At 34.5% G+C, this 24,989-nt stretch carries 22 protein-coding genes; 9 read left to right on the forward strand and 13 right to left on the reverse strand.

Translation table 11 applies throughout. The features are described from left to right. Positions 1–77: 77 nt before the first annotated feature. The gene (locus H6X70_RS13730; RefSeq protein WP_194768259.1) at positions 78–731 is read left to right on the forward strand and encodes a 3-oxoacid CoA-transferase subunit B; all 654 of its coding nucleotides are present in this window, start codon (positions 78–80) and stop codon (positions 729–731) included. A 304-nt stretch (positions 732–1,035) separates the two neighbouring features. Here H6X70_RS13730 and H6X70_RS13735 read toward each other — a convergent pair whose 3' ends face one another. The 5 genes from H6X70_RS13735 to H6X70_RS13755 form a co-directional block, all read right to left on the reverse strand. Next, positions 1,036–2,715, reverse strand: a complete 1,680-nt coding sequence (locus tag H6X70_RS13735) for an ABC transporter ATP-binding protein (RefSeq protein ID WP_194768260.1) — start codon at positions 2,713–2,715, stop codon at positions 1,036–1,038. Then, entirely contained in the window at positions 2,715–3,428 is a 714-nt protein-coding gene (locus H6X70_RS13740; RefSeq protein WP_194768261.1) for a 3'-5' exonuclease, read from the reverse strand. Before H6X70_RS13740 ends, H6X70_RS13735 begins: the two co-directional genes overlap by 1 nt. After that, positions 3,421–4,569: a serine hydrolase domain-containing protein gene (locus tag H6X70_RS13745; RefSeq protein WP_194768262.1), complete on the reverse strand. Its 1,149-nt coding sequence runs from the start codon at positions 4,567–4,569 to the stop codon at positions 3,421–3,423. Before H6X70_RS13745 ends, H6X70_RS13740 begins: the two co-directional genes overlap by 8 nt. A 74-nt stretch (positions 4,570–4,643) precedes the next feature. Further along, positions 4,644–5,117, reverse strand: a complete 474-nt coding sequence (locus tag H6X70_RS13750; protein ID WP_194768263.1) for a methylated-DNA--[protein]-cysteine S-methyltransferase — start codon at positions 5,115–5,117, stop codon at positions 4,644–4,646. After that, positions 5,117–6,205, reverse strand: a complete 1,089-nt coding sequence (locus H6X70_RS13755; protein ID WP_194768264.1) for a CNNM domain-containing protein — start codon at positions 6,203–6,205, stop codon at positions 5,117–5,119. The genes H6X70_RS13750 and H6X70_RS13755 overlap by 1 nt, the downstream gene beginning before the upstream one ends. A gap of 277 nt (positions 6,206–6,482) precedes the next feature. Between H6X70_RS13755 and H6X70_RS13760 the strand changes: the two genes are divergently transcribed. The 4 genes from H6X70_RS13760 to H6X70_RS13775 are packed head-to-tail and all read left to right on the forward strand — an operon-like array spanning position 6,483 to position 11,110. Further along, positions 6,483–7,796: a TolC family protein gene (locus H6X70_RS13760; RefSeq protein WP_194768265.1), complete on the forward strand. Its 1,314-nt coding sequence runs from the start codon at positions 6,483–6,485 to the stop codon at positions 7,794–7,796. A gap of 4 nt (positions 7,797–7,800) precedes the next feature. Beyond that, positions 7,801–8,784: an HlyD family secretion protein gene (locus tag H6X70_RS13765; protein WP_194768266.1), complete on the forward strand. Its 984-nt coding sequence runs from the start codon at positions 7,801–7,803 to the stop codon at positions 8,782–8,784. Continuing rightward, positions 8,781–9,944 (forward strand): ABC transporter permease, encoded by a 1,164-nt coding sequence (locus H6X70_RS13770; RefSeq protein WP_194768267.1) that lies wholly within the window; start codon positions 8,781–8,783, stop codon positions 9,942–9,944. The genes H6X70_RS13765 and H6X70_RS13770 overlap by 4 nt, the downstream gene beginning before the upstream one ends. Continuing rightward, on the forward strand, positions 9,941–11,110 hold the full coding sequence (locus H6X70_RS13775) for an ABC transporter permease (RefSeq protein WP_194768268.1): 1,170 nt from the start codon (positions 9,941–9,943) through the stop codon (positions 11,108–11,110). Before H6X70_RS13770 ends, H6X70_RS13775 begins: the two co-directional genes overlap by 4 nt. 34 nt (positions 11,111–11,144) lie before the next feature. Here H6X70_RS13775 and hemB read toward each other — a convergent pair whose 3' ends face one another. Then, positions 11,145–12,137, reverse strand: a complete 993-nt coding sequence (gene hemB / locus H6X70_RS13780; protein ID WP_194768293.1) for a porphobilinogen synthase — start codon at positions 12,135–12,137, stop codon at positions 11,145–11,147. Positions 12,138–12,193: 56 nt separating this feature from the next. On the opposite strand from hemB, the gene H6X70_RS13785 reads away from it, so the two are divergent. Continuing rightward, complete coding sequence (locus H6X70_RS13785; protein WP_228530377.1) at positions 12,194–14,830, forward strand: DEAD/DEAH box helicase family protein; 2,637 nt, start codon at positions 12,194–12,196, stop codon at positions 14,828–14,830. On the opposite strand, the gene H6X70_RS13790 is transcribed toward H6X70_RS13785, so the two are convergent. The 7 genes from H6X70_RS13790 to hemA form a co-directional block, all read right to left on the reverse strand. Continuing rightward, complete coding sequence (locus H6X70_RS13790) at positions 14,831–15,217, reverse strand: YchJ family protein (RefSeq protein ID WP_194768269.1); 387 nt, start codon at positions 15,215–15,217, stop codon at positions 14,831–14,833. A 49-nt stretch (positions 15,218–15,266) separates the two neighbouring features. Beyond that, the gene (gene hemF / locus H6X70_RS13795; protein WP_194768270.1) at positions 15,267–16,187 is read right to left on the reverse strand and encodes an oxygen-dependent coproporphyrinogen oxidase; all 921 of its coding nucleotides are present in this window, start codon (positions 16,185–16,187) and stop codon (positions 15,267–15,269) included. Positions 16,188–16,220: 33 nt separating this feature from the next. Further along, on the reverse strand, positions 16,221–17,570 hold the full coding sequence (gene nhaA / locus H6X70_RS13800; RefSeq protein WP_194768271.1) for a Na+/H+ antiporter NhaA: 1,350 nt from the start codon (positions 17,568–17,570) through the stop codon (positions 16,221–16,223). A gap of 5 nt (positions 17,571–17,575) precedes the next feature. Continuing rightward, positions 17,576–18,322: an EI24 domain-containing protein gene (locus H6X70_RS13805; protein WP_194768272.1), complete on the reverse strand. Its 747-nt coding sequence runs from the start codon at positions 18,320–18,322 to the stop codon at positions 17,576–17,578. Positions 18,323–18,475: 153 nt separating this feature from the next. Next, on the reverse strand, positions 18,476–19,501 hold the full coding sequence (gene hemE, locus H6X70_RS13810) for a uroporphyrinogen decarboxylase (RefSeq protein WP_194768273.1): 1,026 nt from the start codon (positions 19,499–19,501) through the stop codon (positions 18,476–18,478). 120 nt (positions 19,502–19,621) lie between these two features. Then, entirely contained in the window at positions 19,622–21,196 is a 1,575-nt protein-coding gene (gene hemC, locus H6X70_RS13815; protein ID WP_194768274.1) for a hydroxymethylbilane synthase, read from the reverse strand. Beyond that, positions 21,189–22,451, reverse strand: coding sequence for a glutamyl-tRNA reductase (gene hemA, locus H6X70_RS13820; protein ID WP_194768295.1), 1,263 nt, complete (start codon positions 22,449–22,451; stop codon positions 21,189–21,191). Before hemA ends, hemC begins: the two co-directional genes overlap by 8 nt. Before the next feature lie 188 nt (positions 22,452–22,639). Between hemA and H6X70_RS13825 the strand changes: the two genes are divergently transcribed. From H6X70_RS13825 to H6X70_RS13835, 3 genes are all read left to right on the forward strand, one after another. After that, complete coding sequence (locus H6X70_RS13825; RefSeq protein ID WP_194768275.1) at positions 22,640–23,539, forward strand: helix-turn-helix transcriptional regulator; 900 nt, start codon at positions 22,640–22,642, stop codon at positions 23,537–23,539. Between the two features lie 22 nt (positions 23,540–23,561). Beyond that, positions 23,562–23,720 carry a hypothetical protein gene (locus H6X70_RS13830; RefSeq protein WP_194768276.1) on the forward strand — a complete coding sequence of 53 codons (159 nt, stop codon included), beginning with the start codon at positions 23,562–23,564 and terminating at the stop codon, positions 23,718–23,720. A gap of 386 nt (positions 23,721–24,106) precedes the next feature. After that, positions 24,107–24,853 carry a hypothetical protein gene (locus tag H6X70_RS13835; protein ID WP_194768277.1) on the forward strand — a complete coding sequence of 249 codons (747 nt, stop codon included), beginning with the start codon at positions 24,107–24,109 and terminating at the stop codon, positions 24,851–24,853. Positions 24,854–24,989: the final 136 nt, after the last annotated feature.

Below are 24,989 nucleotides of genomic sequence, written 5' to 3' on the forward strand. Positions count from 1 at the left end.
GCTGGGTTCATCTTAAATATTAATATGACTAACTTTAAATACTTTAGGCACTTATAACTATAACACATACACTAATTATGTTAGACAAAACAGGAATTGCTAAACGCATTGCACAGGAAGTTCAAGATGGTTACTATGTGAATTTAGGCATAGGCATACCAACGCTAGTTGCTAATTATGTGCGAGATGATATTCAGGTTGAATTTCAAAGTGAAAATGGTGTCTTGGGCATGGGGCCTTTTCCGTTTGAAGGTGAAGAAGATGCCGATATTATTAACGCAGGAAAACAAACCATTACCACCTTGCCAGGAGCGAGTTTTTTCGACTCGGCTTTAAGTTTTTCTATGATTCGTGGGCAACACGTCGATTTAACCATTTTAGGCGCTATGGAAGTGGCTGAAAATGGTGATATCGCCAATTGGAAAATTCCAGGACGCATGGTAAAAGGTATGGGAGGTGCGATGGATTTAGTGTCGAGTGCCGAAAACATTATTGTGGCCATGATGCACACGAATAAGCATGGCGATTCCAAATTACTAAAACAATGTTCGTTACCGTTAACAGGCGTACGTTGCGTAAAAAAGATTGTAACAAACCTAGCGGTGATAGAAGTTACCAATAAAGGTTTCAAATTATTAGAACGTGCTCCAGGGGTTTCAGTTGAGACTATAAAAACAGCTACAGAAGGACATTTAATTATTGAAGGTGATATTCCAGAAATGGCTATTTAATATTGAAAAACAAGGGTTTAGGTTTTGGTGAATTTACTACGAATGTTAAAAATTCATGCGTTTTGTCGAATTTATATGTTTTTTATCGGATATATTGAAAATATATATGATATTAGACACAACCAATTAAACTAAATTAAATATAGATTTTCCCCCAAATCTATCATAAATTTTAAATCTTATGAGAATAGCAACAAATCTACCTGACCTACCTACAGAAAACCAAAGCAAATTCAAAGAATCGATGAGAGATACTGTACAATTTGTGAAAAGCTTATGTTATTTAACTAAAAAAATATTCATGCTATAGCCCTTTGGGAATAGCATGAATTAATTTTTTAGTGTATTCCTTTTTAGGATGCTCGTAGATGGTGTCTGCATCGTCTAATTCTTCAACTTTACCTTTGTTCATAACCAATAATTGATCGGACATATATTTTACAACCGCTAAATCGTGCGAGATGAAAATATAGGTAAAACCAAAATCTGCTTTTAAAGAATTTAGCAGGTTTAAAACTTGTGCTTGAACCGAAATATCTAGTGCCGAAACAGACTCGTCGCAAACAATTAATTTGGGTTGTAAAGCAATGGTTCTAGCAATGCCAATACGTTGGCGTTGTCCGCCCGAAAACTCATGAGGATATCTGTTAAAATAGTCTTCAGATAAACCTACCTTATTTAAAATATCAATAGTTTGCGCTTTGCGTTCTTCATCCGAATTATAAAGTTTATGTACCTTCATAGGTTCCATAATGGCTTCTCCAACAGGCATTCTCGGATTTAAAGACGAATAAGGGTCTTGAAATATAATTTGAATGTCTTTTCGAAGTTTCCGAGTTTCAGATTTCGATAATTTGGTAATATCAATGCCTTTATACAGTATTTTTCCTGCAGTTGCTTTATCTAATTGCAGAATGGCATTTCCTAGCGTCGATTTTCCGCAGCCAGATTCGCCTACTAAACCTAGAGTTTCGCCTTCATAAAGTTTAAAACTTACATCGTTTACCGCTTTAAATCCTTTTGATTTAGTAAACAAATTCGATTTTGAAAAGTATTCCTTTTCAACATTAATCACTTCCAATAAAGGGGTTTTGCTGTACAGTTTTTCATGATTTTTTTGACGTTCCTCAGTCGTTACAATAGCTTTGGAAATGCTGTTATTTAAAAAATCTTTTATAGTTGGTAAAACTTTTAAGCGCGTATCTAACGACGGGCGGGCGCTAATTAAGGCTTTCGTGTAATTGTGCTGCGGGTTTTTAAAAATGCTAGCCACTAAACCTTGTTCTACAATATCGCCTTTATACATGACTAAAACACGGTCGGCAATTTCAGAAATTAAAGCTAAATCATGTGTGATAAATATAATGCTCATTTTAGTTTGAGCCTGTAATTCTTTTAATAGAAGAATAATGTCTTTTTGTACTGTTACATCTAGCGCTGTTGTAGGTTCGTCGGCAATTAAAACATCGGGTTTACAAGCAATAGCCATAGCAATCATGACCCGTTGTTTTTGTCCGCCAGAAATTTCATGGGGGTAGGCGTTAAACACACGTTCGGGTTCAGGGAGTTTTACTTTTTCAAACAGGGCAATGGTTTCGCTTTTAGCCGTTTTATTTGAAATATGTGTGTGTTCTAATAAAATTTCTAAAAGTTGTTTTCCGCAGGTCATTGAAGGGTTTAAAGAACTCATGGGTTCTTGGAAAATCATAGCGATTTTATTCCCACGAATGCTTTGAAATTCATAGGAAGGCATTTGCGTTAAATCGTCGTCTTGAAAATAGATTGCCCCACTATTAATGGTTGAAATTTTCTTAGGAAGTAATCCCAAAATCGCTAATGAAGACACCGATTTCCCAGAGCCCGATTCGCCAACAATACCTAAAACTTCATTTTTATGGAGTTGGTAAGAGATGTTGTGAACCACTTCGTTTTCGCCAAACGAAACACTTAGGTTTTTAACTTGTAAAATTTGGTTTTCCTTCATTATATATGAATAATTTCATCGTCGGTTAAAATGGCATCACCACGTAGTCGTAAAAATATTTGAGCCACAGCTATGGTATCTTTTTCGCAATAGGTTACAATGCGATCTATTTCATTTTCTTCGTAATACACCCGATAAACTTCACTCCCATCAATGTCATCTTTTGGCGATGGTATGCCTAAAACATGGGTTAATAATTTTAAGGAGGTATAGGTTTTAAAATCGCCAAACTTCCATAATTCTAAGGTATCTAAATGCGGAACTTCCCAAGGTTTTTTGCCAAATAAATTGAGTTTATGAGGCAATTCGATGTTATGAATAATCATGCGTCTGGCAATATAAGGAAAGTCAAATTCCTTACCATTATGTCCGCAAAGTAAATGTTTTGGGTCGTTAAAATGGGTGTTTAAAAGGTTTTTAAAGTCTTTTAAAATGTTGATTTCATCACCAAAAAAAGAGGTGGTTCTAAACTTTCTTAAATCGTTATGAATCTTAAAATACCCAACCGAAATACAGACTATTTTGCCAAATTCGGCCCAAATGCCTGCACGATCGTAAAACTCTTCAGCCGTATAATCGTCTTTCCTTTGGTATTGCGATTTGTGTGCCCAAAGGTCTTGTTTTGTTTCGTCTAATTCAGAGAAATGTTGAACTTCCGGAACAGTTTCAATATCAAGAAATAAAATATTTTCAAGATTTAGTTTTCTAATCATTACCTAACATTTTATAGGCTTCTTCAATATAAACATCTTGGTCTTTAGTGAAGTGTGTGGTGCCTTCATCATCGGAGGTTCTTTGTCCAAGCCTCACAATTATTACATTGTCGTCTGGCTCGACCATAACCAATTGGCTGTGGTGCCCTAACATCATAAAAAATTTTTTGCCTTCATGCTTTCGCAACCACCAACCGTAACCGTATTCTGGACTTTCTTTAAAGCGAGGACGAATTGATTTTGCTACATAAGCAGAATCTAAAAGTTGTTTGCCTTGCCATTTTCCGTGGTCTTTGTAAAGTTTTCCAAAGCGTGCAAAATCTCTTGCATTACTAGAAATACAACAGAATGTTTTTGCCAAACGGTGTTCTTTACCATCCAATTGCCATAAAGCATCTTGAGCGGCTCCCATAGGTTTCCAAAAGTTTTCCGAAAGGTAAGCTGCAAGTGGTTGTCCTGTTGCTTTTTGAATAATCATGCCCAATAATTCGGTGTTCCCGCTTAAATACTCAAAGGATTTTCCTGGGGCTTCAATAACTTTTTGTTTTAAAATGGCTTTGGCTAAATTACTATCATAATTGGCTCTAGCGGTAACTGAAAACGGACTACTATAATGTTCAACCCAGTCTAAACCCGATGCCATAGACGCTAAATCGCCAACCGTAGTTTTGGCATAGTTGTATTGCGGATAAAAATCGCTAATAGGCTGGTCTAAACTTTTAATGTGCCCTTGCATAATGGCCTTTCCTAGTAAAGCTGTGGTAATGCTTTTCGCCATAGAAAAGGAGTTTGTTTTCGAGGCATCGCTATATTCTGGCGCATACCATTCGTAATAAATACTGTCGTTTTTAATTATTAAATAGGCTACAGTACCTAATTTGTCATTAAAAGTGTTAAGTCTTTCAGTAGATTCTACAGTGTTATAATTTTTATGAAGGGGCCATGGTGAAATGTCGTTTCCTTTTTTAATAGTGTCGTTTTCAAAATAAGGATAGTCGTCAATAAAAACGGTTTTATGTCCTGTGAAATATACAATTCTAGCACCTCTAAGGATGTAGCCATAATCGAAAACATATAGAAGAACAACACAAGTAAGGATGGCGATTAACAACCATTTAAAGAGGTTTTTTAGGAATTTCATAAAAATTATTTTTAGTTGAAATAAATATAGGAAAAATTTTATCTTAAGTTGTTAGTCCCCGATTTTATCTTCTTTTAGAAAAGTGTGTGTTGTTTGTTAGGGCTTTCATGATTTAAAAGCCATTGTTTTCGGTGTAAACCGCCTGCGTAGCCTGTTAAACTTCCGTTAGTTCCAATAACCCGATGGCAGGGTGTAATAATCCAAATCGGATTTTTAGCATTGGCATTGGCCACGGCTCGAATGGCTTTAACATCACCCAACTGTTTGGATAATTCGAGATAAGATAGGCTTTTTCCGAATGGAATTTGTTCCAATTGTTTCCATACCCGCTTTTGAAAATCGCTGCCTTGCGGATTTAATTCTAAACTAAATTGTTGGCGTTCGCCTTGAAAATATTCCTTAAGCTGAGTCGCACAATCTTCGAGTTCAATAGGAATAACATCCGTAATTTTTTCTTCAGAATTAAGTATAGTTACAGAAGTAATTCCCTCTGCATTTCCTGTGATTTTAGTGTAGCCTAATGGCGATTTTATAATGCAGGTTTCCACTATTCTGGAGGCGTATTTTCATCATTATATAACCCCAGTTTTTTGGCGCGTATTTCCCAGCTTTTTCGTGCCAAATGTTGCAGGTCTGAAACATTATCGCTTTCGTCCATAATCTCTAAACCTAGAAGGGTTTCAATCACGTCTTCCATGGTAACTACACCATTAACAGAGCCATATTCATCTACCACTAATGCCATGTGGTTACGACTATCAATTAGTTGATCGAACAAATCGGGAATGGGCATATTACGATCTACAATAATAATATTTCGCTTTAATTCGGATAGTTTTTTAGAGCCATTATCGAGTGCCATTTCTTTAAAAACTTCATCCTTTAGTACAAGGCCTTTAATATTGTCGGGCTCGTCAACATACACAGGGATTCTAGAAAAACGTAGATTTAAATTTTTATTGAAAAATTCTTCAACCGTAGTATTTTCATTTTCGGTTTTAATAACCGCTCTAGGCGTCATGATGTTTTTAGCAAAAACTTCTTTAAAAGTTAAAAGGTTTTTAATCACCTTACTTTCATTCTCTTTAAAAAGTCCTTCTTCATGGGCTAAATCCGTCATAACCATAAAGCTTTCACGAGTTAATATACTACCATGACCTTTACCACCAACAAGTTTTGTGGTAAGTTGTAACAACCATAAAATGCCAGTCCATTTTAAAGGAAATATTAAAATTTTTAAGGCTTTTGTGGTAAAATTGGCGAGTTGTTTCCAATAGGTTGCACCAATGGTTTTTGGGATAATTTCTGAGGCTACTAAAATTAAAAAAGTCATAATTGCCGAAACAATGCCCACCGTATTAATGCCAAAAAGTTCAATTTTAAAAGGTAGTTTTTCAGCTTCAATACCAACCATCATAGCGCCTAAAGTATGGGCGATGGTATTTAAAGTAAGAATGGCAATTAGGGGCTTGTCTACATCTTTTTTTAAGGCCTCTAAAGCTAAGGCGTACGATTTGCCTTCTTGCTTTTTTATGTTTATATAAGTAGGGGTTACGCTAAGTAAAACGGCCTCGAGTATGGAACATAAAAAGGAAAAAAAGATAGATAAGGTTGCCCAGAGAATTAAAGTGGTCATTAAAGAGTATTTTGTTAATAGCTAAATTACAAAATCAAATTAGATTAAGATAAGCTTTTAAAAAAGATCGTATAGTAACGCGGTTGATTAAATGAACAAAAACTATTAACTTAGTCAAATGAGCTCTTTATTCACTGGAAGACATTTTGATGTGAATTTTAAACTTAAAAAAAGCCATTCCGTTACAACATTCATGTCAAAAATTATGAAAGGAACTTTCCTATTTTCTTTGTGTTTATTTTGTGTACAACTGCAGGCTCAAGCAAATTTGAGTGAAATGGAACTGAATTTAATTTCATTAAGTTTAGAGAAGAGCTACGCCTTAAAAGAGGTAGGATACGATTTATCAATTGATAGTATTACACATAAAGGAATTCGTCAAAATTTTATACCAACACTAGAGTTTGATGCTTCTTATGGTTATGGTTCTACACGAATTACTGCAGATGTTCCAACCATTCAACTTCCCATTACTGGGCTTAATTTATTTGAAGGCGATACCCAATTTAATGCTAAAGGAAATATTCTTAACGCAAATCTTACAGCAAAAGCCTTGTTGTTTTCAGGGCTTCAAGTTAGCTATGGGTCAAAAGCATCCAGCAACAAAATAAAAGCGAAAAACTTTATGCTTTTTAAAGAACGTGCCGATATCATTAAAGATGTTATCGATACTTTTGATAAGATTGAATTGCTTAACCAATCTAAGCATGTTTTAGAAGCAGGAATATTAAGACTTAGTAAAGAAAAAGAACGGGTGCAAAAGGCGATTAACAATGGGCTAGCAACACCTTATGATCGAGGTAAAATTACCGCTGCAGAACTTAATTTAGCTTCTAAAAAAACTGAATTATACGGAAATCTGAACCTCTTGTATTTAAAATTATCCATGCTTACAGGCGTTGAAATTTCTAAATTGGAAGCACAAAAATTTGAGTTAAAACCTTGGCTTGTTAAATCAAATAAAAATACGTTTGTAGATCGTCCAGAGGTTAAAGCTTTAGATGCCTCCATTAATGCTTACGATTATAAATTAAAAATGAATAGAAATTTGTTTTTACCCAAAGTACAAGCCTTAGCATCTTTATCATATACCAATTTATTTAATGCCGAATTCGATACACCATATACCCTTCCTACAGTAAGTGATCCTGTGAATTTAGAGTTGAATAAATTAGAATTGTTTCCTACTTATTTTGTTGGATTGGGCATGAAATGGGACATTTTTACTGGACTAAAACATGATAATGAGATTCAAAAAACACGTATAGAAAAAAGCATATCTGAAAACAAAAAGGCAGATGCTATTGAGAAATTAGAGTTGTTTAATAAGAAAGTTCTAGTGGATTTTGAAGTTAAAAATCAACAAATATTATATAAAGAACAGGAGATGCAAGTGGCATTGAACACTTTAAATTTAGCCATCAAAAGCTATAAAATAGGCCTAATTTCCATTTCAGACCGATTAAAGGCTGAGACCGATTATCAAGATGTTGTGTTTGAATATTACAAGCTTATTGCCGAGCAACGTATGGTGGCGTTAGAGTTATTAATATCAACAGGAAGTTTACAATTACAGAATTTGAACCCATAGAAACATGAAAAATAAAAAACAAATCTTCATATTGATAATTCCTATAGTGGTAATACTTGTTGGTATTATTGCATTATATATTTTAAAACCCGATAAAGAATCGAACCGTGTTTTTGTGGGTTTATTTGAAACGGTTGAAATTAAAGTTGCTTCAGAAATCCCTGGCCGAATAGAATCCATTTACGTAAGCTTAGGTGAGGAGGTTGAAAAAGGTCAGTTATTGGCAACTATTGAAAGTGATATTTTGGATGCCAAAATTCAGCAAGCCGAAGGTATGTTTAATGCCGCACAGTCGATAAGCGAAAAGGCTAATTCTGGCGCTAGAAGTCAAGAAGTATTGGCCGCAAAAAACAGTTATAAAATGGCTTTAAGTCAGTATAATTATGCTGAAAAATCTTATAATCGTTTAAAAAATCTGGTAGCAGATAGTCTAGTTTCTCAACAACAAATGGATGAAGTCACCTTTAAGCGTGATGCCGCATTTGATCAAATGAATGCCGCAAAGTCAATTTATGACATGGCGACAGAAGGAGCAAGATTAGAAGATAAGAAAGCGGCTAAAGGACAAATGAATGCGGCGGGAGGTAAGGTCAATGAAGCAAAGGCGTATTATAAAGAACTAGAAATTTACGCTCCGGTTTCAGGTGAGATATCATCAAAATTGGCTGAAGAAAGCGAAGTTATGCCAGCAGGTTACCCCATATTTACCGTTCAAAAGCTTGAAACTATTTATGCGGTAATTCATATTAGAGAAGACTTCCTAAATGATTTTAAAATGGGTGCAGAAATTTCAGGTAAGTTACCCGCTTTTAATAATGATTCTTACAAATTTAAGGTGACTTATATTGCGCCCATGGCCGATTTTGCCGATTGGATTCCAACTGCCGATAAAGGCCGATTGGATATGAAAACATTCGAAATTCATTTAAAACCTGTTGATAAAATTGAAAATCTACGCCCTGGAATGAGTGTTAATATTAAACTTTGAAATATTCTATCGTAAACATAATTGTTAGAGAGTTTTTAATATTAAAAAAAAGACCAGCTGCCTGGGTTTTAATATTGGTAATTCCTACGGTTATATTTTTCTATTTAGGGTATATCTATAAAGAAGGTGGTATTGAAACTGTAAATATTGCGGTGTTAGATTTAGATCACTCTGCTTTAAGTAGAAAAGTGATTTCAAATGTTGAAGCGGCACCGAAATTAAAAATTATTAAGTTTTTAAATTCCGATGATAAGCTGGAAGATGTTTTTATTAAATATCCTGAGGTCAAAGGATTTTACGTGATTCCCGAGCATTTTGAAAAACAAATATTTAGAGGCGAACAGGCTAAACTTTTGGTTTACTCCAATGCATCAAATATTGTTTTTGGAAATTTAATTTATAAGGAAGCCGCAAGTTTTATAAATACAATGTCTGCCGGAATTAATTATAATGCTTTTAAAACACAAGGAATCCCAAACGAAAAAGCACTAAAAATGATTATGCCTGTAAAGGTTCATGTTAAACCATTATACAACTCTTATTATAACTATTTGTTTTATTTGATTCCGGGATTAACTACGGTATTACTTCAAATGTTGGTGTTTTTATTGGCTGCCCGTTCTATAAATTCTGAATATACGAATAACACATATAGTGAGCTTTTAAACCTGGCTAATGGTAAGCTTTTTAATATTATTTTCGGCAAATTATTAGCTTATACCATCGTAGGATTTATGGTTGGTGTTTTTATTTTTTCAACTGTACATCCGCTTTTAGGAATTCCAATGAGTCCAAGTACTCTGGCTTTTTTGCCTGTTGTTTTATTATTTGTTATGGTCAATGCCATGTTAGGGATGATGGTTTCAGCCATTTTTAAAAATGAAGCCATAGCTATGGATGTTTCGTTTGTATATAATTCACCTGCCTTTGTTTTTAGCGGTTTTACGTTTCCAATTATGGCCATGCCTGCATTTAATATGTGGTACGCACAACTTATACCATATACCCATTTTTTAAGCGCTTTTATAAAAGGAGTAGAAATGAGTACACCTTTTGTTTTTTTAACACAGCAAGTTATTTATTTGCTTTTGTTTTTAGCCGTGGGCTATATAGTTACAACCACCATATTGTTAGTACGACATAAAAAGAGTATGGTATGAAAAATTGGTTTTCTATTTTAAAAAATGAGCTTGCGCTTATATTGGAGGACAAAAGTATTTTACTAACATGTTTAGTAGCTCCCTTGCTTTATGCCATTTTTATAGGCTCTATATATTCTGAAAAAGAAGTAACTGAAATTCCTATTGCCGTTGTAGATTACGACCATTCTAATCTATCCAGAAAGGTTTCACAGCTTATTAATTCATCTGAAAAAGTAAACATAAACGGTCATTTTTCAAGTTTGGAAGAGGCCATGTTCTATTTTAATAATTTAGAGGTGCAAGGGATTGTTGTTATCCCTAAGGGTTTTCAGAATAAAACCATGAATTTAGATGGTTCTCATGTTGAATTGATTTTAAATAACACCAAGTTTTTAACGTCAAATGAAATAAATAAAGCAGTACAGCAGGTTGTTTTAACCGTTGCTGGAGGCGTACGAATGAGTTATTATGTTAGCAATAAAATACCTTTAGATATTGCGAAACAAAAAGCACAACCGATAATGCCGGTAATTAAATCAATATATAATGCAACCAATAATTATGGTGATTATTTATTGCCTATTTTATTGATTTTAATTTTACAACAAACCCTAATTATTGGTTTTGGGCAAAGTGTTGTTCATGAATTTAACCACGGCATGTTACAACATATTGAGAGCTATTCGTTTTATGATTTTATGCGTGTTTTATCAGCGAAAAGTACTTATTATATCGTGCTTTATGTGGTGTACTTTTTCATTTTTTACAAATTGATATTTCCGCATTTCTTTTTGGCTTTCAACGGATCTATCGGCTTTCACTTGATGTTAAGTTGCTTGTTTATTACAATCGTTTTATTATACACCATTTTGTTGGCAAGTTTTTTTAAAACTACCATTGGTTGGACCGAAATATTAGCATTTTCCACCTACCCCTTATTTTTAATTTCGGGCTATTCTTGGCCTATAGAGTCTATGCCTGAACCTCTTCAGGTAGTTGCGAATTTGTTACCTTCAACACCTTTTTTTAAAATTTTTAATGCTTTGTCTAATGAAGGTGCACATCTAGTAGATATTACTAAAGAAGTCATGCACCTACTTATTTTATTAGCGCTTGGATATATGATGTTGTTTGTCCGATTTAAATTTTTAAAACGAAGAAAGCCTAAAGCAATAACTGATTAGGTTTTGTTGAAAAATTAAAACAGTGGTATGAATTTTAGCCGTTTAAAATTTTAACCACATCTTTGGCAAAATATGAAGCGATAATATCGGCGCCAGCACGTTTAAAAGCGGTAGTGGTTTCCATCATAACTTGATCGTGGTCTAACCAGCCTTTTTCGGCAGCAGCTTTTATCATAGCATATTCACCAGAAACTTGATACACAGCTACGGGAACATCCACTTCGTTTTTAATGTCTCTTAAAATATCTAAATAAGAAAGTCCTGGTTTTACCATCACGATATCGGCGCCTTCATCAATATCCATTTCGGTTTCACGAAGGGCTTCAAAACGGTTACCGTAATCCATTTGATAGGTTTTTTTATCTTTTGGAATATCAACTAAATCCACAGGAGCAGAATCTAAAGCATCACGAAAAGGACCATAAAAAGCTGAAGCATATTTTGCCGAGTAGCTCATAATCCCTGTGTTGATGAAACCTTCATCTTCCAAAGCTTCACGAATGCCTAAAATACGACCATCCATCATATCGCTTGGCGCTACAAAATCGGCACCAGCTGTAGCGTGAGAAATGCTCATTTCAGCTAAAAACGCGGCAGTATCGTCGTTTATAATTTGTCCGTTTTCAATAATACCATCATGCCCGTAAATTGAATATGGGTCAAGAGCGACATCGGTCATAACCAACATATCAGGGCAGGCATTTTTAACCGTTTTTATGGCACGTTGCATGAGTCCATTTGGGTTTAAAGCTTCAGTGCCTTTATTGTCTTTTAAGTTATCTGGTACTTTTACAAAAAGTAACACCGATTTTAAGCCTAGTTGCCAAAGCGCTTTAACTTCAGCTTCTAATAAATCTAAACTGTAACGGAAGTAATTAGGCATCGATGGAATTTCATCTTTAACCCCTTTGCCTTCAACCACAAAAAGCGGTACTAAAAAATCGTTTGGCGTAAGTATAGTTTCTCTAACTAGCGAACGAATGGCTTCATTGGTTCTTAATCGTCTATTTCTTTTTAAAGGGAACATAGTTTTTTTATTACTTTTATCGGCTGTAAAGTTAATCATTAAAACCTACTTTTATATTGATTGCGTCGTTTGGTTGTTTAGAATTTAATTTTCCTTGGAGAAGTTATCAAGACCATTTGCTTAAAAACTTTAACAACCATATCTCCGATAATCACTTTCATGTTATAGCGCCTCCAGGTTCAGGTAAAACAATTCTTGGTATTGAGATACTAATTAGACTTGGTAAAAAGACATTAATCCTTGCTCCAACCCTTACCATTAGAAATCAGTGGGAAGATAGATTGCAGGCTTTTTTTACCAAAAATAAGGCGTTTAATAAGGTTTCATTTGATTTAAAAAAGCCCAGTGATATCACATTTTCAACCTATCAATCTTTACATGCCTTTTACAAAACATTTGAAGACAAGAATGCGTATTATGCTTTTTTTAAAGCGCATCAAATTGAAACACTTGTTTTAGATGAGGCACATCATTTAAAAAATGCATGGTGGACCTGTTTATTTGATTTGAAAAACAACTTACCGTTTTATGTTGTGGCATTAACCGCAACGCCACCGTATGATAGTAGCAGAAGTGAAGTTTCAAAATATTATAAACTTTGTGGGGACATAGATGATGAAATTGCGGTGCCAGATTTGGTAAAGGAAAATGATTTATGTCCGCATCAAGACTTTGTGTATTTTTCTAAGCCAGAGGATTATGAAATTAATCTTATTGTTGATTTTAGAAAAAAAGTAGCGGCTTTCAAAGATGAATTATTAAAGGACGAAGACTTCATTCAGTTTATTAGGGAACATAGATATTATAAAAACCCTAATTTGCATTTAGAGGAATTGTATGCTAATACTGAATATTTTTCTTCAATTCTCGTCTTTTTAAATTCTTGCGGTATCCCCATTGAAAGATCAAAATTAGAAATACTCGGTTTTAGTGCCCATGAAACTATAAATTTTCCGCCGTTACATTTGGAGTGGTTGGAGGTTTTATTTCAAAATATTCTTGTAAACGATAGAGAGCAGCTTTTAGAGCATAGCGATTATCTTTTACAGCTTGAAAAAACTTTAAGACGTTTAAATGTTTTTGGAAGAAATTCTGTGGACTTTATTGGAAAAAAATCACTTTATAAATCGCTAACTAATAGTCCTAGTAAACTAAACAGTGTTGTTAGTATCGTAGCTTCTGAAAGAGAGGCTTTAAAGGAAGATTTAAGATGTGTTATTCTAACTGATTTTATAAGAAATGAGTTTTTAAATACTGAAAATGAAAAGGTAAAAACCATAAATCGAATAGGTGTGGTTCCTGTGTTTAGGTACTTGCTTAGTTTTGGTTCTAATAAGGAAACCTTGGCAGTACTTACTGGGAGTTTGGTGATTATTCACAAATCGGTTTTAGAGGCTTTTTCCAAAATTGAAAACAGCAAAAACTACACATTTACGCCTTTAGAAATTGATGAAGATTTTTTAGTAGTTTCTTCTAAAATTAAATCGAAAAATACGATTGTAAGTAGTATAACAAAGTTGTTTGAAACAGGTGCTATTCAGGTTTTAATAGGCACAAAATCGTTGCTAGGAGAAGGCTGGGACGCACCCTCGATTAACAGTTTAATTTTAGCTTCATTTATTGGGTCTTTTGTATCCTCAAACCAAATGCGGGGTAGAGCTATTAGAAAAGATAGTAATCAATTAAACAAAACAGGAAATATTTGGCATCTGGTATGTGTTGATAGCACTGTTACCAATGGAGGAAGAGATGTCGATACTTTAAGGCGCCGGTTTGATGCTTTTGTTGGTGTTTCGGCCACTAACACACTCTTTATATCAAATGGTTTTGATAGGTTAGATGTACCTGAGAACATCTCGGTTGACATGATTGACAACCTAAACTCTGATACTTTAAAACGCGCAAAAGATAGGCAAACTATTAGTGAAAAATGGCAAAATTCTATTGGGAATGGTGCGCAGTTAAGTAAAGAAATTCGAGTTTTAAATTTAGATGAAATCCCTTTTAAAAAGCAAAAGCAAATTTATTATTTTGATGCCATTCGGTTTTTTGTTTTAGAATTGTTTTTAGCTATAAACCTGTTTTATGTTGAGTTTGTTCTAAAAAGTTTCCATCTGGTTTTACAGCGTGGTGTTGTGTATGTTCTTCAAGGATTATTGGTAACATTTTTAATTTCGTTTGGCTATAAATTGTATAAAGCCATTTCGCTATATATTAAATACGGGTATTTATATAAAAAAATTAGAAAAATAGGACTTGCTATTTTAGACACATTACATGAATTAGGTTATTTAACAACGCATAGAAATACGCTAGATGTTTTTACAAGTGTTGAAAATAAAGGCGACGTTATTTGTAATTTGGTTGGCGCAGATGCGTTTGAAAATAAGCTGTTTTCGAAAGCATTAACCGAAATAATAGCACCTATTGATTCGCCTAGATATTTAATTGTGAAAACTAATTTTTTTAGATCCCGTTTAAATATTGAAAATTTTTATGCGGTTCCTGAAATTTTTGGGAGTAAAAAAGCCCATGTTTTAGTTTTTCAAAAGTATTGGAACCATTATGTAGGCAAGAGTAAAGTGTTTTTTACAAGGCGTGGAAACGGACGTAGATTATTGCTGAAGGCTCGACTGTTTCATGTTAGTAATGCCTTTAAAAAAGTGTCTAAAGAAGTCACTATTTGGAAGTAATTATTTATTGAGTCCTAAATACATCCAAAGGTTGTTTTCTTTTACAAATGCCGATTTTTCATGGATAACCTCTACCTTTCCATGTTCGAAAAAATATGCATTAAAAGTTACGGTACCTTCATGATCGTTTTCAAGACCTTTTGTGGTTTCTTTTACCTCTAATTTAATCCACTGTACAGATTTTGCCCAATTTACAATGGCCTTTTTTTCTTTTGGTTTTCGGGTTTTGCTGTGGTGACTTGCCATTAAATAATCGCCATTAGCCAAAACAAAAGCACTGTATCTAGAGCGCATAAGTTGCTCGGCTGTTTTAGCATTCGCTATGTTTTTATGAACTTTTTCACAGCAGGCTTCATAGGTTTCTAAACTTCCGCAGTAACAGGACATAGGGGTGTATTTTATATTTTGTTGAGATAAAGGTTTGTTCTCTTATTTTTTAAGTCCAATCTTTAGGGTTTTGTAAAACCGCTATTAATTTTTCTTCTTCACTACCAGGTTCTGGATGATGGTCGTACACCCATTGAACATGAGGTGGTAGGCTCATTAAAATACTTTCTATGCGACCGTTTGTTTTTAAACCGAAAAGGGTGCCTTTATCGTGAACTAAATTAAATTCTACGTAACGACCACGGCGAATTTCTTGCCAAGTGCGTTGGGCTTCTGTAAAGGGTAAATCTTTTCTGCGTTCTACAATGGGTACATAGGCCTCTAGAAAGCTGTCGCCAACTTCGGTTACAAAGTTGTACCAATCCTCCATAGACATTTCCTCATTGGCTTTGCAATAATCGAAAAACAAGCCACCAATACCGCGCCCCTCATTGCGGTGGGCGTTATAAAAATATTCGTCGCAACGTTTTTTATAGGTTGGATAAAACTCTGGGTTATGTTTATCGCAAGCCGTTTTACAAGTTTGATGAAAGTGTTTAGCATCTTCATCAAATAAATAATATGGTGTTAAATCTTGTCCGCCACCAAACCAGGCTCCAACCAACTTCCCCGAAGGGGAAGAGCTACTCTCTTTATCATACATTTCAAAGTAGCGCCAGTTGGCATGTACCGTAGGAACCATTGGGTTTTTAGGATGTAGTACCAAACTTAATCCGCAGGCAAAAAAATCGACATCGCCAACATTAAAGTAGTTTTGCATCGATTTTGGTAATTTACCGTGAACGCCCGAGATGTTTACACCTCCTTTTTCAAAAACAGCACCGTTTTCAATGACACGAGTTCTTCCGCCGCCGCCTTCAGGGCGTTCCCAAAGGTCTTCTTGAAATTTGGCCTTGCCATCAATTTGTTCTAATTTAGACGTTATTTGGTCTTGTAAATTTTGAATGTATTGATAAAATTTATCCTTCATCTATAAAAGAATCTTCTTGTTTAAAATGATGTTCTAGTTTGTTAACACTTCTGGTGTTTGATTTTTTACTGCTTTAGAGCCCTGACTTTTAAGCAGAAAAAAACCAATAATCCCTGAAATTGATGAACCAATTAAGATGCCTATTTTGGCAGAATCTATATATTTTGGTTGATCTGCAAATGCTAAACTAGCAATAAATATCGCCATAGTAAATCCGATACCTGCTAAAAACGACACCCCAACAATTTGCGTTTTCGTAATATCGTTAGGGATATTAATTATTTTTAATTTATTTGCCAACAACACAAATACAGAAACCCCAATGCTTTTACCTAATAGTAAACATAAAGCAATATTTAAAACTAGTGGAAAATCTAAACCTTCACTACTGCTTAATATAACTCCCGAATTGGCCAATGCAAATATAGGAATGATAAAGTAAGCCACCCAATCGTGTAAATGATGTTCTAAATTTTGAAGTGGCGACTGGTATTTGTAAGTCCATTCTTGTAATTCGTCTATTTCTTGAATTTGCTCGGCGGAGAGAATGGGTTCTTTTAACTCTGAAGACCCTTTAATATTTGTGGTTATTTCTTCTAACCTTGATAGGAATTGCGAAGTATCTACTTTTTGTCTAATCGGCACCGAAAAGGCTAATAAGATACCTGCAAGCGTTGGGTGTACTCCCGATTTTAGGAATAAAATCCAGATGGCAATGCCAAAAATAATCATTAAAAATTTTGAATAATACCCCTTATTAGATAAGAAATATAAGATTGCAAGTAGCCCTAGAGCAACGCCTAAAAAGGCCATTTTAATGGTGCCACTATAGAATAGGGCTATAACGATAACAGCTCCTAAATCGTCTACAATGGCGAAGGCTGTTAAAAATATTTTAAGGCTAATGGGCACTCTGTTGCCTAAAACTTTTAAAATCGCTAAGGAAAAGGCAATATCGGTTGCCATAGGAATTCCCCAACCGTGTAAAGTTGCATCGGCGTGGCCGCTAAAATATTGATTGATAAAAAGGAAAAATAATACAGGAATAACCATACCACCAATGGCCCCAACAAGCGGGAAAGCTAATTTTTTAGGCGTGTTAAGTTCTCCTATTAAAAATTCTCTTTTTATTTCTAGACCGATAAGGAAAAAGAATACGGCCATGAACCCATCGTTTATCCAGTGTAATAGGGATAAATTAAGTTCGAAACGGTCCGATTTATAACCGAGATGGTAATGCTGTAATGCTGTATATCCGTCAGCGAATGGTGAATTTGCCCAAATAAGTGCTGCTATGGCAGCAAAAAGTAGTAGTATACCACTAAAACTCTCAATTTTGATGAATTTCTGGAATGGGGATAATAAGCTATTATTTGTTTCCATATTTTTTAATTTATTAAATTTTTATTTAGAACCTTAACGGTTTGTGTTGTAGCTGCGGTTACCGAAAGTGGTAAAACTAAAATGACGCCAATAAACGGTATGAATAAGCAAAGTATAAATACCATCCCGTTCCCTATGGCTAGCCCTTTATTTTTGCGAACAAACTTTATGCTGTCTTTAAAATTAAAATGACGTTCTAAAGTGTAGTCTATATTTCCAAAACCAGCATAATAGGCTTGCAGGATAAATAATAAGAACGTTGAAAAGATATTTACTATGGGTATGAATTTTAATACTAAGATAGGGATAGTAAATATTAATTCCATGAGTAAATTTCGAATATTAATACGAATACCTCGCCATAATTGTTCTGTAAATGAGGAGTTTCGATTGTTTAAAACTGGTTTACCAGTCAAATATACTTCAATTTTTTCGGAAACAGGACTCATAAATGGCGCAGATAAGGCCATAATGATGTGTTTAAAAAGAATAAGGCCTATGGAAATAATTATGAGGGCTGCTAAAATGGTACTTAATGTTGAAAACGTTTCTTTTCCCCAATTCCAAATCCATAATTTTGAAATGAATTGTCCTAAATCATCGGATAATCCGTAGGCTGTAAAACTTATAAGAGATGCAGTAATAACGCTAATAATCATAGGGATAATGAAGTATTTCCATAGCTTTAGTTTTGATATTAAACTGAAAGCTCCGAAATATGCTTTTATTCCTGAAATGATGTTTTTTATCATAACGTTATTTTTGCGTTAGGGATTGCAGCGGCATCCTTTTTTACTTTTTCTGTAAAAAAGATATAGCGGAAAGCCCGACCTACTTTTTTGTTACGATACTTAGATTTTAAAACCTAAATGTTGCTAAAAAAAGTAGGTAACGCCCAAAGTATTTTAATTTCCATACGCTTTAACAGCATCGATAAACGCTTTGGCATGATCTAACGGAATGTGTGGTAAGATGCCATGACCAAGGTTTACAATGTATTTATCTTTACCAAACTCGTTAATCATTTGGTGTACCATTTTTTTAATTTCGGCTGGCGGTGATAATAATCGAACCGGATCAAAATTACCTTGCAGGGTGATGTTTCCGCCAGTTAAATAACGCGCGTTTTGTGGTGAGCAGGTCCAATCGACACCTAAAGCAGAGGCGTTACTTTTTGCCATTTCGCTAAGGGCAAACCAGCATCCTTTTCCGAAGGCTATTACAGGCGCATCGTCTTTTAGGGCTTCAATTATTTGGTTGATGTATTGCCAAGAAAACTCTTGATAATCGGTTGGCGATAACATGCCACCCCAAGAATCGAAAACCTGTACGGCATTAACGCCAGCTTTTACCTTCTCTTTTAAGTAGGCAATGGTGGTATCGGTGATTTTTTGTAATAATTGGTGTGCTGCAATGGGGTTTGTAAAGCAAAATTCTTTGGCTTTATCGAAGTTTTTGCTGCCTTGACCTTGTACACAATAGCATAAAATAGTCCATGGCGAACCTGCAAAACCAATTAGCGGTATGTCGTCGTTTAGAAGTTCTTTAGTTGCTTTTATACCTTCGTAAACGTAGCTTAAAGCTTCTTTAGCATCGGGAACTATAACATTATCGACATCTTTTTGCGTACGAACAGGGTTAGGTAAATACGGGCCAAAATTAGGTTTCATTTGTACCTCGATATTCATAGCCTGCGGAATTACTAATATGTCGCTAAATAAAATAGCGGCATCCATACCGTAACGTCTAATGGGTTGCACGGTAATTTCGGCAGCTAATTCTGGTGTTTGGCAACGTGTGAAGAAATCGTATTTCTCACGAATGGCCATAAATTCAGGTAAATAACGCCCAGCTTGACGCATCATCCAAACTGGTGGACGCTCTACAGTTTCTCCCTTTAATGCTCTTAAAAATAAATCGTTTTTAATCATAAACTGGCTGTTGGCTGTTGGCCTTTTGCTTTTAGCTAGGGCTTATCAGCTGTTTTTAATTTTATTTTTTTGGTTATTAGTTGTTAGTTCTAATAACCAACAACCATTAACCAGTAACCATTATACATAGTGCAGATTAACCAATTCAATCACACTTTCTACCGTTGGTACTTTTGCAACTCTTACATCGCTAAAATGCTTTCGGGCTTCGTTTGCAGTGGTTTCGCCAATACAGAACGCAATGACTTCTTTTTTGTTTTTTTGAACGAAACTCTCAACGGTTGAAGGGCTGTAAAACATAGCGCTTTCAACAGAATCTTCTACTTTGAAACCATCATATTTAGTTTGATAGGCTTCTACTTCGTTCACTTTAATATTATTTTTTTCTAGAATATTTGGTAAATCATCTAATCTTAAATCACTACAGAAATAAGTGACCTCTGTGCCATCCATATATTCAACCAAATATTCTGCTAGTTTTTTGGCGTTTTTTTCGGTGTGGGTGACTTTGCCAATTTTATTTTCAACTAAACGTTTTGTACGGCGCCCTACACAATAGATATTTTTGAATTGTAACTCGACTGCCGAATAGTTTGTTGTTAACGATTCTACAGCATTTTTGCTAGTAATTATAACGTTTTGAATTTCGTTTTTTAAGAAACGTGGATGAATACGGTTTAAACTTATTTTGATAAAATCGGAACTTTTGGCAACGGCTTTTTCATGAAATAACAAGCGTTGGTCTTCGGTAAACGATTTTGTAGAAAACACATTGGTGGTTTTGTTAGATTTTATCTTGTCCATTAAACGTTTTCCGCCACGTTCGATAACAAAATCGGCACAAAACTGAGCCATATCATGGTGTTCGCCTACTTTTTTAACGCGGGTAACATCGATACGTTTCGAGCCATCTTCACTTAATAAAACGCCTTTAAAGTTTATTTCTTCATCTTTAATATAAGCTAAAGCGCCTATTGGTGCGGTACAACCACCTTCCAATTTGTTTAGAAATTCACGTTCAATAGTGGTACAAAGTTCGGTTTCTTCGTGGTTTAATTCGGCGCAAGCTGTTCTTGTAAACTCATCATCTTCTAAAGCGGTAATCATGATTGCTCCTTGTGCAGGCGCAGGAATCATCCAATCTAAATTGATGGCTTCTTCGGGTCTTATACCAATACGGCCTATGCCTGCTGCTGCAAAAATGGCACCGTTCCAAGATTCGTTGTCTTCAAGTTTTTGCAAGCGCGAATTTACATTACCACGTAAATCTACAATGGTATGCGAAGGAAAACGGTTTAGCCATTGGGCACGACGTCTTAAACTTCCTGTAGCAATTACGGCTTGTTTCGAGCCTAGAAATTCTTCGTTGTTTTTAAAAACGAGGGTGTCGTTTACATTACCACGTTTTAAAACAGCTGCTTGTACTATGCCTTTTGGTAAAACTGTAGGAACATCTTTTAAAGAGTGTACTGCAATATCGATATCATCATTAAGCATGGCAATATCCAGTGTTCTTGTAAAAATGCCTGTAATGCCTAATTCGTAAAGGGGTTTGTCTAAAACTAAATCGCCTGTAGATTTTACAGGAACGAGCTGTGTTTTATGCCCTAAAGCTTCAAGTTGTGTTTTAACAATGTTGGCTTGCCATAGCGCTAATTCGCTATCGCGGGTGCCAATTCTTATAATTTTAGACATTTTTTGTTTTGGGTTCTAACTGAAATACTTTTTTAATAAGTTCTAGACTGTCGTCTGTAGAGATATTGTCATCTTTTAAATGATGCGCGAAGTGATTCGTTATTTTTTGAATGATGTTATTGCTAATTAATTCGGCTTGAGCTTCATTAAAATCGGCATGCTTTTTACGCTGTGTTTCTAATTCTGCCGTAGCAAAATCGGATAGCTTATGTTTTAAAGCTTTAATGGTAGGCGCAAATTTTCTGGTTTCCAACCAGCTATTAAATTCGGCTTTAATTTCTTCAATAATGGCTTCCGCCGAAGGAATGTGCGCTTTTCTAGCTTCTAAAGTTTGATCGGTTATTTGAGATAAATGATCTAAATGCACTAAGGAAACATTGTCTAATTCGCCAACATTAATATCGACATTTTTAGGAATGGATAAATCTAAAATTAAAAGCGGCTTTTCCGACTGAATAATATGTTTGTCTATCGTTGGGCGTTGGGCACCTGTAGCCACAATTAAGATATCCGATTCGTTTATTTCTTCTTGTAAATTGGCATAATCTTTAACCACTAAATTGAATTTTCCGGCAATTTGTTCGGCGCGGTCTTTAGTACGGTTAATTAAAGTAATGTGCTCGTTTTTGGTGTGTTTTACCAAATTTTCGCAGGTATTTCTACCTATTTTTCCGGTTCCGAATAATAAAATGTTTTTATTTGAAACGTCTTCAATAGTATTTAAAATGTATTGAACCGAGGCAAAAGATACCGAAGTAGCCCCCGATGAAATGTTTGTTTCGGTTTTAATACGCTTGCTCGCTTGAATTACGGCATTTACTAAACGCTCTGTAAAATTGTTAAGTAACCCGTGTTTTCTAGAAAGTTTGGTGCTTATTTTTAACTGACTAATTATTTCGAAATCTCCTAGAATCTGACTGTCTAAACCAGAACCCACGCGAAACATATGTGCAATGGCTTCGTTACTTTTATAAACGTAAGCGACTTTTTGAAATTCTTCTAGAGATCCTCGTGTGTTGTCGCAAAGCAATTGAATAAGTTGAAACGGATGCTGAGCAAAACCATAAATTTCGGTTCTGTTGCAGGTGGAAGTAACCACAAGACTTTCAATGCCATTTTCTTTTGCTTGCTTAAGTAATGCAATCTTTGCATTATCGTCTAAACTAAAGTGGCCTCTAATATCGGCATCGGCTTTTTTGTAACTTAAGCCAATGGCATAAAAGTAATTACTTCGTGAACTATTTGGGTTGTGCATGCTTATACCTGAAATATGAAGCAAAAATATGTTGATGTGTTCTAAAAAAACAACGCTTGAAGAACTTTTAGTGTCGCTTGTGGTTTTTTAGCGGTGTTTTTTATAAATGTAGTGGAAATGTCCTATTTTTGTTATAGAAATAAAGGGATTTTAATCAATTAATTTAGAACGAATCTAAATAAAAACTTATGAATCAAGATTTCAACGGCGATAAAAGTATCGCTAAAAGTACTTTTAATGAAACACCTGTTGAAGAAGGCGTTATGGTGTTAGCGCTTAAAAACGACTCTGGCGATATGCAATCTGCTGTAAAAGATATAAGTAGTGATTATATTCAGTTTCATTTTTGTGTTAAAGGGTCGAGTCAATTTGTTTTTAATGAAGGGCGTTACAAATTAAATATTCAAGAGGAAAACTCGTTGTTGCTTTATAATCCACAGCGCGATTTGCCAATTCATTTGGATATAAACCCCCATTCTTGGATGGTTTCTATTTTGATTTCTATTAAAAAGTTTCATAGTTTTTTTTCGCACGAAGCCGATTACATTACCTTTTTAGGAGAAGATAACAAGGATAAAAAATATTATAAAGATGGCGTGATTACACCATCAATGGCAATTGTATTAAATCAAATGATTAATTACAATTTAAATCAATCTATTAAAGCGCTTTATTTTAAAGGAAAAGCATACGAGTTATTAAGTTTATATTTTAATAGAAGTGAAGATGCTAATGTGGAACAATGTCCGTTTTTAGTTGATGAAACCAACGTGATTAAAATTAGAAAAGCTAAAGATATTATAGTGTCGCGCATGGCCGAACCACCAACTTTACAAGAGTTAGCCGATGAAATTGGGCTGAGTCTTAAAAAACTAAAAGAAGGTTTTAAGCAAATTTACGGCGATTCGGTTTTTAGTTTTTTATTCGATTATAAAATGGAAGTTGCCAGGAAATTGCTAGAATCTGGCGAAAATAATGTAAACGAAGTAGGACTTAAAGTGGGGTACAGCGCTTCGAGTCATTTTATTTCGGCCTTTAAAAAGAAGTATGGCACAACGCCAAAAAAATATATCATGTCTTTGAGTTAAGTTGAATTATAAATTTTTTCATATGAAGTATTTATCACCAGAAATTGAAGCATTTTATAAAGGTGTTAATGATAAAGCCTTGGCAAGAACCAATGTGTCTTGTGGTATTTTTCAAGATTGCGATTATACTGAAGATCGCCCAAAACTATATCAACAGCATAAATCAGATCAAAAACAGTAGAATTCATATTTGTTAATTTCCTGTTGTTTATTCTGAGAAAAACATAAAATATTATGATTTTTTCTGCGGATTTAGATTCTTCCACATCAAATCATAGGAATTTTCTTCAAAATATTGCCTTTCATCGAATTTTTAAGAACATAAACTACAGGTAATCAATTTTTTGTATATATTGGTTTATTGCTAAGTGTTAAAAGCTTGACAAACAGCTTGAAACGAGGTTGGTTTATGTGTATAAATGCCCTTTTTTTATTGAAGGCGCTCTCAGCACACAAAACACATAAACAACCATTGCTAAAATTGAGGAGATAAACTAAACCCAAATACTAACCATGTTAGCCTAGAAACACACCAATGTTTTATGGCTGCAGCATTATTTTAAAATTATGATGAGAACTTTACTTGCCACAGTATTAACTTTTTGTGTGATGGTATCATGCAAAACCAATGGTTCTGAAACTAAACGCATTGAAGAATGTGATTTATTTCAAATTGGTAATTACAAATTTTACAACCCAAGAGTTTATGAACATCCCGTAATTTTTGAAAAAGGAGCACATGATTTACTTAATAAAGATTTTACACCATTATGGTATGCTGGCTATTGTGCAGAAAATTTACCTAATTATTTCAATTCTAAAGAAGCTTATATCCAACACATTCATTCTGCTAAAATAAAAAAGATGGGATTGGCGTATTATGAGTCTTTTTATGAAGCCAATAAAAACAATGAACGCGGTAAGCCAGGAATTATTCACGATAAATACCATTTATTGTTTAGAGGAACAGTAAGCGTTAAAAACTTAAATTCGAAAAGAGAATACCTTTTAGTTGCTGGTAAGAATTATATTGAAACGGTTGAAGATTTTGATAAAAACACCGAGTTTTATGAGCCAAAAGTTGAAAATATGTATGTGTTTTTATTAGAAGATGGTGTTTATAAACAAGTTGATGATGATTATGTTTTAGGAACCTTCGATAAGACACAACACGATAAAGTTTTTGATATTTTAAATGTTGAAACTTTAGTAAATTCAGTGTGTTTTGAAAGCATAAACACTTTAAATAAAACAAATTTTAACAGCGAATCGCTACCTAGATGGGTGTATAATAAGTCTGAGTTAATTCAATAATTCAGGTTTTACAGATACAATTACTAACCAACCAACCAAGACAGGCTCCACTTTTAAAAGTGGAGCCTGTTTGTTTTAAAGGCTAGACTTAACCTTTTTTTTAGAGCTATTAAAATTATGTATTGTATTTTTGTTC

Origin of the sequence: Tamlana sp. I1 (assembly GCF_015355625.1) — a bacterium.
GTDB lineage: Bacteria > Bacteroidota > Bacteroidia > Flavobacteriales > Flavobacteriaceae > Pseudotamlana.

Excerpts from the sequence above, each read along its gene's own strand:
- H6X70_RS13805 (WP_194768272.1), bottom strand. The coding sequence starts at position 18,322 with ATGATAAAAAACATCATTTCAGGAATAAAAGCATATTTCGGAGCTTTC.
- hemE (WP_194768273.1), bottom strand. The coding sequence starts at position 19,501 with ATGATTAAAAACGATTTATTTTTAAGAGCATTAAAGGGAGAAACTGTA.
- H6X70_RS13735 (WP_194768260.1), bottom strand. The coding sequence starts at position 2,715 with ATGAAGGAAAACCAAATTTTACAAGTTAAAAACCTAAGTGTTTCGTTT.
- hemA (WP_194768295.1), bottom strand. The coding sequence starts at position 22,451 with ATGCACAACCCAAATAGTTCACGAAGTAATTACTTTTATGCCATTGGC.
- H6X70_RS13760 (WP_194768265.1), top strand. The coding sequence starts at position 6,483 with ATGGAACTGAATTTAATTTCATTAAGTTTAGAGAAGAGCTACGCCTTA.
- H6X70_RS13790 (WP_194768269.1), bottom strand. The coding sequence starts at position 15,217 with ATGTCCTGTTACTGCGGAAGTTTAGAAACCTATGAAGCCTGCTGTGAA.
- H6X70_RS13825 (WP_194768275.1), top strand. The coding sequence starts at position 22,640 with ATGAATCAAGATTTCAACGGCGATAAAAGTATCGCTAAAAGTACTTTT.
- H6X70_RS13835 (WP_194768277.1), top strand. The coding sequence starts at position 24,107 with ATGATGAGAACTTTACTTGCCACAGTATTAACTTTTTGTGTGATGGTA.
- H6X70_RS13730 (WP_194768259.1), top strand. The coding sequence starts at position 78 with ATGTTAGACAAAACAGGAATTGCTAAACGCATTGCACAGGAAGTTCAA.
- H6X70_RS13740 (WP_194768261.1), bottom strand. The coding sequence starts at position 3,428 with ATGATTAGAAAACTAAATCTTGAAAATATTTTATTTCTTGATATTGAA.
- H6X70_RS13755 (WP_194768264.1), bottom strand. The coding sequence starts at position 6,205 with ATGACCACTTTAATTCTCTGGGCAACCTTATCTATCTTTTTTTCCTTT.
- nhaA (WP_194768271.1), bottom strand. The coding sequence starts at position 17,570 with ATGGAAACAAATAATAGCTTATTATCCCCATTCCAGAAATTCATCAAA.
- H6X70_RS13775 (WP_194768268.1), top strand. The coding sequence starts at position 9,941 with ATGAAAAATTGGTTTTCTATTTTAAAAAATGAGCTTGCGCTTATATTG.
- H6X70_RS13765 (WP_194768266.1), top strand. The coding sequence starts at position 7,801 with ATGAAAAATAAAAAACAAATCTTCATATTGATAATTCCTATAGTGGTA.
- hemB (WP_194768293.1), bottom strand. The coding sequence starts at position 12,137 with ATGTTCCCTTTAAAAAGAAATAGACGATTAAGAACCAATGAAGCCATT.
- H6X70_RS13745 (WP_194768262.1), bottom strand. The coding sequence starts at position 4,569 with ATGAAATTCCTAAAAAACCTCTTTAAATGGTTGTTAATCGCCATCCTT.
- H6X70_RS13830 (WP_194768276.1), top strand. The coding sequence starts at position 23,562 with ATGAAGTATTTATCACCAGAAATTGAAGCATTTTATAAAGGTGTTAAT.
- hemC (WP_194768274.1), bottom strand. The coding sequence starts at position 21,196 with ATGTCTAAAATTATAAGAATTGGCACCCGCGATAGCGAATTAGCGCTA.
- hemF (WP_194768270.1), bottom strand. The coding sequence starts at position 16,187 with ATGAAGGATAAATTTTATCAATACATTCAAAATTTACAAGACCAAATA.